The 10,208-nt window shown below is 74.4% G+C and carries 11 protein-coding genes; 3 read left to right on the top strand and 8 right to left on the bottom strand.

The window, feature by feature from the left end; genetic code table 11:
* Position 1 precedes the first annotated feature (1 nt).
* The gene (locus AB0M43_RS00905) at positions 2-727 is read left to right on the top strand and encodes a hypothetical protein (protein ID WP_363719873.1); all 726 of its coding nucleotides are present in this window, start codon (positions 2-4) and stop codon (positions 725-727) included.
* Positions 728-780: 53 nt separating this feature from the next.
* On the opposite strand, the gene AB0M43_RS00900 is transcribed toward AB0M43_RS00905, so the two are convergent.
* Complete coding sequence (locus AB0M43_RS00900; RefSeq protein WP_363719871.1) at positions 781-1,173, bottom strand: NUDIX hydrolase; 393 nt, start codon at positions 1,171-1,173, stop codon at positions 781-783.
* Between the two features lie 167 nt (positions 1,174-1,340).
* Here AB0M43_RS00900 and AB0M43_RS00895 point away from each other — a divergent pair, with 167 nt between their 5' ends.
* Both AB0M43_RS00895 and AB0M43_RS00890 read left to right on the top strand, forming a co-directional pair.
* Entirely contained in the window at positions 1,341-2,393 is a 1,053-nt protein-coding gene (locus AB0M43_RS00895) for a PHP domain-containing protein (protein ID WP_363719869.1), read from the top strand.
* Positions 2,394-2,584: 191 nt separating this feature from the next.
* Entirely contained in the window at positions 2,585-2,968 is a 384-nt protein-coding gene (locus AB0M43_RS00890) for a VOC family protein (RefSeq protein WP_363719867.1), read from the top strand.
* A gap of 819 nt (positions 2,969-3,787) precedes the next feature.
* On the opposite strand, the gene AB0M43_RS00885 is transcribed toward AB0M43_RS00890, so the two are convergent.
* From AB0M43_RS00885 to AB0M43_RS00855, 7 genes are all read right to left on the bottom strand, one after another.
* Positions 3,788-4,411 carry a hypothetical protein gene (locus tag AB0M43_RS00885; RefSeq protein WP_363719866.1) on the bottom strand — a complete coding sequence of 208 codons (624 nt, stop codon included), beginning with the start codon at positions 4,409-4,411 and terminating at the stop codon, positions 3,788-3,790.
* Complete coding sequence (locus AB0M43_RS00880; protein WP_363719864.1) at positions 4,405-5,886, bottom strand: hypothetical protein; 1,482 nt, start codon at positions 5,884-5,886, stop codon at positions 4,405-4,407. The genes AB0M43_RS00885 and AB0M43_RS00880 overlap by 7 nt, the downstream gene beginning before the upstream one ends.
* On the bottom strand, positions 5,883-6,743 hold the full coding sequence (locus AB0M43_RS00875) for an ATP-binding cassette domain-containing protein (protein WP_363719862.1): 861 nt from the start codon (positions 6,741-6,743) through the stop codon (positions 5,883-5,885). Before AB0M43_RS00875 ends, AB0M43_RS00880 begins: the two co-directional genes overlap by 4 nt.
* Positions 6,740-7,582 carry a zf-HC2 domain-containing protein gene (locus AB0M43_RS00870; protein WP_363719859.1) on the bottom strand — a complete coding sequence of 281 codons (843 nt, stop codon included), beginning with the start codon at positions 7,580-7,582 and terminating at the stop codon, positions 6,740-6,742. Before AB0M43_RS00870 ends, AB0M43_RS00875 begins: the two co-directional genes overlap by 4 nt.
* Positions 7,579-8,127 (bottom strand): RNA polymerase sigma factor, encoded by a 549-nt coding sequence (locus AB0M43_RS00865; RefSeq protein WP_363719857.1) that lies wholly within the window; start codon positions 8,125-8,127, stop codon positions 7,579-7,581. Before AB0M43_RS00865 ends, AB0M43_RS00870 begins: the two co-directional genes overlap by 4 nt.
* Positions 8,128-8,273: 146 nt before the next feature.
* On the bottom strand, positions 8,274-9,761 hold the full coding sequence (locus AB0M43_RS00860) for a carbohydrate-binding protein (RefSeq protein ID WP_363719855.1): 1,488 nt from the start codon (positions 9,759-9,761) through the stop codon (positions 8,274-8,276).
* Positions 9,762-9,925: 164 nt separating this feature from the next.
* Positions 9,926-10,135 carry a hypothetical protein gene (locus AB0M43_RS00855; protein ID WP_363719853.1) on the bottom strand — a complete coding sequence of 70 codons (210 nt, stop codon included), beginning with the start codon at positions 10,133-10,135 and terminating at the stop codon, positions 9,926-9,928.
* Positions 10,136-10,208: the final 73 nt, after the last annotated feature.

Raw genomic sequence — 10,208 nt, 5'->3', positions numbered from 1 at the left:
GATGGGAACACAGCTGTCCGCGGGCGGTTCGCGCTGGGGCCCGGCGGCCGGGCGGGCGGCCCGCCGGCTGTCCGCGTCGACCGCCGCCGGCGCCCTGCTCGGCCTGCTCGTCGGCGGCGTGGGCGGCCGGCTCGCCATGGGGCTGCTCGCGGCGATGAACCCCACCGCCACCGGCGTGATCAGCGACGACGGGTTCCGGATCGGCCAGTTCACGCCGTCGGGAACGGCGAACCTGCTGGTCGCCACGACCCTGATCGGCGCCCTGGGCGGCGGGATCTACCTGGTACTGCGCCAGGTGGCGTTCGGTCCCCGATGGTTCCGGGCGCTGTCCCTGTCGCTGGGGCCGGCGATCGTCGTCGGTTCGATGGTCGTCCATGTCGACGGGGTCGACTTCATCCTGCTCCGGCCGCCGCTGTTCGCCGTCGCCGTGTTCGTGGCGATCCCCGGGATCTACGCGGCGCTGCTCACCGTACTGGCGGAGCGCTGGCTCGCACCGGACGGTCCCTTCGCGCGCGGCCGTCGGGTCCTGACGCTGGCGCCCCTGCTCCTGTGGATTCCCCTCGCCCCCGTGCTGGCCGTCCTGGTGGCCGGTTGGCTGCTCGGCGAGTGGGCACTCCCGGCGCGCGCCCGTGCGGCGGCGCTCTGGGTCGCCCGTGCCGGCCTGGTCGGGCTCTTCTCCGCCAGCCTGTACGCGCTGGTGCGCGACACCGTGCGTCTTCTGGAGTAGCGCCCCGGAGGCCGGCCGGGGCCCGGAGCCCCGGGCCATGGTCGGCCGTGCCGTCACTCCTGGCCGAGCAACGCCCGGATGTTGCTGACCAGCTCCCTGGTCCCGAACTCCGCACGGGTCAGGAACTCCATCGCCAGCCCCTCACCGAGGACGACGTCCTCCTGGCGGGCGTCGGTGCTGCCCTCGAACACGTGGAACCGGACCCCGGTGCCGCCCGCGACGACCTGCTCCACCACCCGACAGGGCTTCAGCGCGGCGGTCAGCCCGGCCTCCTCCAGCAACTCGCGGTGGGCGGCGGTCAGGGCGTCCTCCCCGGGCTCGACCAGCCCGCACGGCGGCCCCCACCGTTCCGGTTCCACGCGCTTGTCGGGCCCACGGTGCTGCATCAGCACCCGCCCGGCCCGGTCGGTGAGGACGATGACCGCGACTTCGTGATGGACCTCCATGCCCGGCACCCTAGACGAGGCCTGCGACATTCCCGCGACGCGTGGTACCCCTGTCGGCCGGGTGCGGCTCCGGCCCGTTCCCGCCACGGAACGTCGCGCGGGTGGCACGCTCGGGGAGGTGGACGGCCGGCGTCGGGCGCGGGCCGGGGGGACCGGAGGGGGCCGCCATGACAGCTCGGGACGCCGTGGCCGACCTGCGGGCGATCGCGTTCGCGCTGGAACGGGCGGGGGAGGCGGCGTACCGGGTCAGGGCATTCCGCAAGGCCGCCGACGCCGTCGGTGCGCTCCCGGCCGACGAGGTGGCCCGGCGCGCGGCCGACGGCACGCTGACGAAGGTGCCGGGGATCGGGGAGGTCACCGCCCGCTGCGTGGCCGAGTCGCTCGCGGGGGAGGAACCGGTCTACCTGCGCCGGCTGCTGGCCACGGCCGACACCCCGCTCGACGAGGCGACCTCGGCCCTCGTGGCGGCGCTGCGCGGCGACTGCCACACCCACTCGGACTGGTCGGACGGCGGCGCCCCGATCGGGGAGATGGTGGCGGCGGCGATCGCGCTGGGCCGGGAGTACCTGGTCGTCACGGACCACTCGCCGCGCCTGACGGTCGCCCGGGGGCTGTCGGCGGACCGGCTGGCCGAGCAGCTGGACCTGATCGCGGCCCTGAACGCGACCGTGCCGCCCGGCTTCCGGATCCTCACCGGCATCGAGGTCGACATCAACGCGGACGGCACCCTGGACCAGACCGACGAGCTCCTCGGCCGCCTCGACGTGGTCGTCGCGAGCCTGCACAGCCGGCTGCGGGACCCGTCGGAGCTGCTCACGCCCCGGATGCTCGCGGCCGTGGCCAACCCGCACGTCGACATCCTCGGGCACTGCACCGGCCGGATCGTGCGCGCGGACTCCGCCCGGGCGGGTGGCCGGACCCGGCCGCCGAGCGAGTTCGACGCGCCGGCGGTGTTCGCGGCCTGCGCCGAGCACGGGGTCGCCGTGGAGGTCAACGCGCGGCCGGACCGGCTCGACCCGCCCAAGCGGCTGCTCCGGTTGGCGGAGGAGGCCGGCTGCCTGTTCGCGGTGGACTCCGACGCGCACGCGCCGGGGCAGCTCGACTGGCTGCGCGGCGGGTGCGAGCGGGCGGCCCGGTGCGGGGTGCGCGCCGACCGGATCGTCAACACGTGGCCGGTGGCGGAGCTGCTGGCGTGGACGGCGGGCCACGGTACCCGATGAAGGGTGTTTGATCGGTTGACCGTGGGAACGGCTCCCCGGTTCTCGTCGCGGTCCGGGCTCCACTCCCGACCGGCCCGCCCTGCCGGGGGAGTGTTCGAAACTGGTTACAGACTTCTGACGCGCGCCGCCAGCGCCCCGGACGCGAGTAGGATTCAAATAAGGCCCAATACGGATGAAATGGGGCGATTCACATGACGGTTACCGGACGCGGCTTCGCGACCCTGCCGGCATCGGACCTGGAGCGGGCGAAGAGCTGGTACGCGGAGAACCTCGGGCTCAAGCCGGCCCAGGAGGTCGACGGCGGGGTGGTCTACGACATGGCGGAGGGCACCAAGGTCTTCCTGTTCACGTCGAGCGGCAAGCCGAGCGGCACCCACACCCAGGTCTCCTTCGAGGTGGAGGACGTCGAGGCCGAGGTGCGGGGCATGAAATCCCACGGCGTCCAGTTCGAGGAGTACGACCTGCCCGGGTTCAAGACCGAGGGCAGCATCGTGACGGACGCCAACGGGAAGGGCGCCTGGCTGCACGACTCGGAGGGCAACCTGATCGCCATCTCCGAACGCCTGCCGTTCTGAGCCGGCCGACCACAGTGGGCGGACCGTGTAGGCCCGCCCATTGGCCGTGAAATCGCGTTGCCGGCCGCCACGGGGCGGCCGTACTGTTCTTTCAACACCAGGAAACAAAGCCCATTGAGGGGTACGCGATGATACGGCGGATTGCTCGGCGGTTCGTCACTCTCGCTCCCGGGCGGAATGCTCCCGTTCGCGGGTGGAACGCTCCCGTCGCGGCGTGGCACCGGATCCTTGAGCAGCACGTCCTGGGCCGGTGGCCCGGCTAGCGCCCGACAGCGCGACGGCCGCCCACCCGGAACAGGGGAAAGGGCGGCTATTCCTTTTCCGGAATGGGTGAACGGCCGCCGGGAATTGTTTCCCCGTAGATGTTTCCCGTGTCCTTTGCGGCGCGCGATGAGAAAGTGTCGGCATCCTTACGCGGTGCCGAACAGTCCCGGGTGCGGCACGGTTCCACGGTGCCGCACCCGGGACGCCACAGTTTCACGACGTCGCGTCCGGGTTGCCACAGTGCCGCGCCCGGGGCACCACGAGTCACGGGTGGCCCGTCGTCGAGCTTTCGTGTCGCACCCAGGCGCCGCTCGCCGAGGACCTCGTCTGCGGGCGCGCGGGCGGACCGACGGGGACGTCGGCTTCCGCGCTCCTGACCGCGACAGCCAGGAGCTGTAGTCCCCGCGCAACGGTGTCGGTGCCAGGCCCGGTCACGGGTGGAGCTGGCAGGTGCGTCGCCGACCCCGTTGCACAGCGGTGTGAGCGCCTCGCCCGGCTTCGGTAGGGGCTGAGCGGAGGTGGCGGGCGAGCCACGGCCTCCGTCGGGCGGCGGTGTCAGCGACGCGCCGGGTCCCGACTCGCCGCCAGGAAGCAGACGACCGCGACGCACAGCACGAAGAACCACCGCACGTGGCCCGCCGCCCACCCCGGATCGTCCGGCGCGACGAGCAGCGCCACCGGCTCCGGCAGCACCGTCGTGAGCCCGACCAGCGCGAGCACCGCCGGGGCGGCGAACACCGCCCCGCGACGTTCGGACGACCGGCGACCGGCCAGGGCCGCCGCCGCGCACCCGACCACGGCGACGGTGGCCGCCTCCAGGGTCAGCGCTGCTACCGGCCACGGGGTGTCGGGCAGCCACAATCGGACGCTGGCCACCACGCCGAGCCACCACAGGGCCACGGCCGGGCAGGCCAGGGCCAGCCGGGTCGCCCGGCGGCGGAGCAGCGACACCGGGACGGGCGCGACCGTGGGGCTGCTCGGGTCGTCGAGCAGGAACGCGAGCCCCACGGCGGCGAGGACCGTGACGACGCGCAGCAGCCGGACCAGACCGGTTCCGTCGAGCGGGTCGTCGGGGTCCAGCACCAGCTGGAGGAGCGCGACGCCGGCCAGGGGCGGGACGAGGACCGGCCACCACCGGACGGACCGGGCGGTCGGCCACAGCAGGGCCGGGGTCAGCATGCCGGGGCCGGAAGGCTGAGTGCGGTCGCCGCCTGGGCCAGGGTGCCGGCGGGCGCGGCGAGCAGGGCCCAGTGGTCGGCCACGAGTCCGCGCACCTCGGCCTCGGGTCGGTCGAGGAGCAGCACCGCCTGTTCGCCCTCGGCGCGGCCCCACGTGAAGTCGGAGAGGGAACTGTGCGACGAGTTCACATAGAGCAGGCCGGGGCCGGCGTCGCGGAGGTCCTTCAGGTCCGCACGCAACGCGGCCGCCGCCCCCGGGTCGGCCACGGCGGCCAGCCACAGCGCCACCCCGCCGCCGGCCGCCGGGCGGCACCCCTCGCGGCCGGCGGTGCCCAGGGCCGGCAGGGCCAGGGACCGTTGGGCCACCGCGATGCCGAGGCGGAGCCGTTCGAAGCCCGCGGTATCGCCGGCGGGCCAGGACACGGGCACCACCACCGGATCCTCGGGTCCGTTCGACGGCAGCCTGCCCGTCGCGCCGGACGACGCGGCGTCCCAGTGCTGGGCCTGCTGGACGACCCGGAGCGGGGCACTCGCGGCGGCGGCCGGCACCCGGTCCCGGACCCGGCGGACCACGTCGCGCCAGAGCGGCACGCGGACCTCGAACCCGGGGTACGCGCAGTAGGTGACCGACTCGTGGGCCTGGCAGTTCTGCCGCAGCGCCGCCTCGGCGGTCGCGACCCGGGCGTCGCCCGCCGCGCTGCCCGGGGCGGCGCCGGCCTGCGCCACGCCCGCCGCGAGGACGACCGCGAGGGCCACCGCGAACCCGCCGAGCCCCGACCTGCGGGCGCCGACCCGGGCCACGGTCAGCGCGGCGAGCCCGGCCGCGAGCGCCAGGAGGTAGACCAGGTGCCACCCGGCCGGCCTGGCGAGGACCACGCCGGACGGCGGGGCGTCGGGGCGGAAGTCCGGGACCAGGGCGGAGAACCAGAGCACACCGGGGCCGATCGCGGGGCCGATCGCGAACACGACCATGCTGACCAGCAGCCAGCCGACGAGCGCCAGCGGTCCGGCGACCGGGACCGGCACGAGCCGGCCGAGCGCGACGCCCAATGTCCCGGCGAGCAGGACGACGACCGGGCCGGCCGCCAGTTCGAGGAGGCTGGGGGTGCCGACCGCGTACGGATCCGAGGCCGCCCACGCCACGCCCGCCGCCACGAGCGCGACGGCCACCAGGGCCACGGGGAGGAGTGCCGCCAGGTGCGCGGCGACCCGGGGCACCGGCCGGCCGGGCATGGTCGCGTACAGGTCCTCGGCGTGGTCCCGGCGGGCGCGCAGGGTCGCGAGGTTCGCCGCGACGAGGGCCGCCCCGGCGAGCGGCATCAGGGCGGTGGGGGTCGCCAGGTCGAGGAAGTGCAGGACGGGCCGGTTCGCGGTGATCTCCCGCCACAGCAACCAGCAGCTCAGCACGAGCCCGACCAGCACGAACGGGTGCCGGAGCAGCCGCCAGGTCTCCACCCTGGCCAGCGCGGCGGTCACGCGGTCACGCCCGGGTCGCCCAGCAGGAGCAGGTAGCCGTCCTCGAGGGTCGGTTCGACGGGGACGCCGTCCGGGGGCGCGGTCGCCCCGACACTGCGGTGACCGCCGGCCCCCGTGCGCCACGACGCCCAGGCGCCCGGCGCGCGCTCGGTGCCGACCCAGACGTGGCCGTGGGCCCTGCCGCGCAGCTCCTCCGGCGTACCCGTGAAACAGATCGTGCCCTTGTGCAGTGCCACGATCCGCTGGCACACGGCCGCCACGTCCTCGGTCTGGTGGGTGGACAGCACGACGGTGCGGCTCTGGCCGAGGTCGGACAGCAGCTCCCGGAACCGCATCCGCTGCTCCGGGTCCAGGCCGTTGGTCGGCTCGTCGAGCAGGAGCAGCGCCGGCTCGCCGAGCAGGGCCTGGGCGAGGCCCACCCGGCGGCGCATCCCGCCCGACAACGCCTTGATCTTCTTGTGCCGGACGTCGGCGAGACCGACCAGGTCGAGCACCCGGCGGACCTCGTCGTGCCGGGCGCGGCGGCGGGTGTGCTCCTTGAGGATCGCCACGTAGTCGACGAACTCGAAGGCCGTGAAGTGCCGGTGGAAGCCGGGATCCTGGGGCAGGTAGCCCAGGCGGCGGCGGATCGCGAGCCGCCCGGCGGCGGTGGACGCGTCGTGGCCGAGGGCCAGGATCTCGCCGCGCGGCACCGGGGTGGCCGTGGCCAGGAGCCGGAGCAGGGTGGTCTTGCCGGCGCCGTTGGGGCCGAGGAGGCCGGTCACGCCGGGGTGCAGGCCGAAGGTGACGTCGCGGAGCGCGTGCGTCCGGCCGAACTGGACATCGACGCCTCGGACGGCGACGGACGGGCTGGTCATGGGGTGGCCTCCGGATCGGGGGTGGTGCGGGTCGCCGGACCGGTGTCGAACCGGGCGCGGCGCAGGTAGACGACGAGGGCGGCCCCGACGGCGAGCAGGACGAGCCCGCCCTGGCCGGGGCCGGTGGACAGCCGGGACTCGGCCGACACGACCAGCCAGAGCCAGCCCGCGCAGACGGCGGCCCCGGCAACGGGCGCGGCGATCACCGAGGACAGGGCGAGGGTCAGGGCGGTCAGGGCCAGGGCCGGCAACAGCCACGCGAGCGCGGTCGGCGCCGGCCCCGGCAGGGTGCACGCGCCCACGACGGCGATCGCGACGGTGCTGGCGAGCACGGCGGTGGTCCGCAGCAGCAACAGCCGGAACCCATTGATCGGGGCGGTCAGCGTGAGCTCGTAGGTCGGGTCGACACCCCGGCCGAACGCCGCCGCGACCCCGAGCACCGGCAGCACCGGCGCGACGGCCAGGAACACCAGGCCGGCACCCGGGCCCTCCCAGGCGTAGGCGGCGAGGACCGCCGTCGCGAGCAGACCGATCACGGCCGTCAACCACGACAGCCGCAGGGCCGGGGTCGCGCCGAGCAGCCGCGCCGTGTGCTCCGGCACCCCCACCCGGGTCAGCAGCGCCTCGCCCGGCCGGTGCCGGACGTCCACCGCCGCGACCAGGTCGGCCCGCAGCCGGGACAGCCGGGCGGGATCCACCAGGCGGGTCGCGCCCGCCCGGCACCGCGCGCAGTCGGGCAGGTGGGCCTCGACGGACCAGGCGCGGTCCGCGGGCAGGTCGCCCACGGCGTAGGCCGCGAGCAGGTCGTCGTCGACGTGCCAGTCCTCGAGGGCGCTCATGTCAGGCTCCGGCGGAGTTGGACCCGGGCGCGCATCGCCCGGGTCTTGACGGTGTTGCGGGGGATGCCGAGCAGCTCGGCGGCCTCGGCGGTGCTCAGCCCGTCGAGCACGGTCGCCTGGATCACGGCGCGCAGCTCGGGCGACAGCCGGTTAAGTGCCGGTGCGAGGTCGCTGTGGGCGAGGCCGACGAGCACCTGGTCCTCGGCGGAGGCCTCCACCGGGTTCGACCGGCGCAGGAGCCGGTCCAGCAGGCGGTGCCGGGAGTGCGAGGCGCGCAGGCCGTCGACGAGGCGGCGGCTGGCGATCGTCCAGATCCAGGCGCCGACGGCGCCGCCCCGGAACCGTCGGGCGTCCCGCCAGACGGACAGGAAGGTGTCCTGGAGCACCTCGTCGATCAGGGTCTGGTCCGTGCAGCGTCGCCGCAGGCGCAGGAGCAGCCAGGCGGCGTGTCGGTCGTAGAGCACGCCGAGGGCGTGGGCGTCGTGGTCCGCGACGGCGGCGAGCAGTTGCCCGTCGTCGCGCGGATCCTCCTGTCGGGTGGTCACACCGCACTATCGCAACGGGACGCCCGAACGGTTCCCACGGTCCGGGAGACGCCACCGCGGATCCGCCCGCGTGGTGCCCCGCCCACCCCGGCGCGGACGGAGATCGCCCGCCCCGACGCGCGGAGCGGGCGATCGACACACACCATCTAGGAGTTGCAGACCCCCTGGTCCTCCCAGACGGCGGCCACGCCGGGCGTCTCGCCCTGCGTCCACCACTTCGCCCGGAACCGGTGCCCGTTGTGCGACACCACGGTCCCGCCGTTGTAGGCCCGACTGGACACCCAGGCGGCCACCGTGCACGATCCGGGCGGCGCGCTGGTCTGCGTCCCGCAGGCGCCCTGGTCGAGCCACACGGCGGCGGTACCCGGCGTCTCGCCCTGGGTCCACCAGGCGGCCTTCCACGTCCGGTTGGCGTGCGAGACCAGGGCCCCGCCGTTGTACACGGTCGCGATGCTCCAGGCGGCCGCGGTGCACTGGTTCGGCGGCACACTGGTCGGCGGAGCGGTCGTGGGCGGCCGGGTCGTGGGCGGCGCCGACGTCGGCGGACGGGTGGTCGGCGGCGCGGTGGTCGGAGGCTGCGTGGTCGGCGTGGTGCCGCCGCTCGTGAACGGCGCGAACGTCTGGCTGAACTGCCAGGTCGTCTGCGGGATGCCGGAGCAGTTGTCGGCCGCCCCGCCGCCCGGGCAGCTGCCGTTGTCGCGTTGCAGCGCCCAGAAGGACAACATGGCCAGGCCCTGGGTCCGCGCCCAGTTCAGCACGGTGACCGCGTCGGCGGTGTAGAACGTCTCGGCCGGTCCGAAGTCGTCGACGCCGATCATCTCGGTGACGCCGATCATGTTCCACACCTCGGTGGCGGACTTCGACGGGTACAGGGCCCGGAGCTGGGCGTGCAGCCCCGTGGCCGCCGTCTTGGTGTCCTCGGCCATCTGGTGCGGCTGGTTGTCGTAGTAGTCGAACGTCATCAGGTTGACGATGTCGATCCGGGCGTTGTTGGCGACCGCGTTGCGCAGGACCGCCAGACCGCTGTCCGCGAGCCCCCGGGTGGTGGTGGGCAGCGTGTAGACGAACTGCACGGTCCGGCCGTTCGCCGCCGCCCAGTCCTCGGTGAGCTTGATGGCCTTGTTGCGCCGGTCGATGCCGGCGGTGTTCGTCAGGGAGTTGTCCTCGATGTCGAGGTCGATCCGGGTCACGTTGTAGGTGGTGACGACCTTCTGGAACACCGCCGCGATGGCGTTGACGTCGGTGCAGCTGTCGGCGATCTCGGTGGCGTTGTGGTCGGCCGTGTACCCGCCGAAGGACGGCACGACGTCCCCGCCGGTCGCCCGGACGGCGGCGATGTCGGCACCGAACGTGGAGTTGGCGATCGGCATGCCGGGGTCGCCGTTCCAGTAGGCGGTGCAGGAACCCTTGGTCTGGGTCTGCAGGAACGCCATCGTCAGGTACTTCGCGCCGGACTGCTGGGACAGGGTGGCGAGGTTGTCGCCGGTCCACGCCTCGAAGTACGGCGCGAACACGTGCGCCGGCAGCGGGGTGGGCGCGGCCTGGGCCGGCGCGGAGCCGGACAGGAACGCGGCGCTGGCGGCAGCGACGGCGGCCACCACGGACGCGGCGGCGAGGGAGCGGATGCGTTGCATGAGGGGTGGGTCCTTCCGGGACGGACGGTGCGCTGAGGGGAGGCGATCCGAGTTCATTTAGGAAGGTTTACTAAATTGGTCGAACCGTACGCACGTCCGAAGTGGCCCGTCAAGGGGGATCCGCCCCGCAAGGGGTAGTCAAGGGTGTCGATGTCACGCCGGGGTCACCGCCGGCGGGCCTCCTGCGCCAGGGTCAGCTGGGCGAGGTCCACGGCCGGGCACGGCCACACGGTCGACCGGCCGAAATGGTGCGCGCAGCCGGCGCACACCCCCGAGTCCTCCAGGCGGTGGTGGTCGTCGAGGACCCGGCGGGCGGTGTCGGCCAGTGCCGACCAGGACTGCCGGTCGGACCGGCGGCGGCGCAGAAGACGCATGAAGAACCTCCGAGGGGTACGGGCGCGGGCGTCGCCCGATTCGGTTCGTTGCCGACGCCGTACCGGATGGGTC

This window comes from Longispora sp. NPDC051575 (assembly GCF_040681875.1).
Classification (GTDB): Bacteria; Actinomycetota; Actinomycetes; order Mycobacteriales; family Micromonosporaceae; genus Longispora.
The sequence above is the reverse complement of the archived record's forward strand: the minus strand, read 5'-3'. Positions and strand labels throughout refer to the sequence as shown.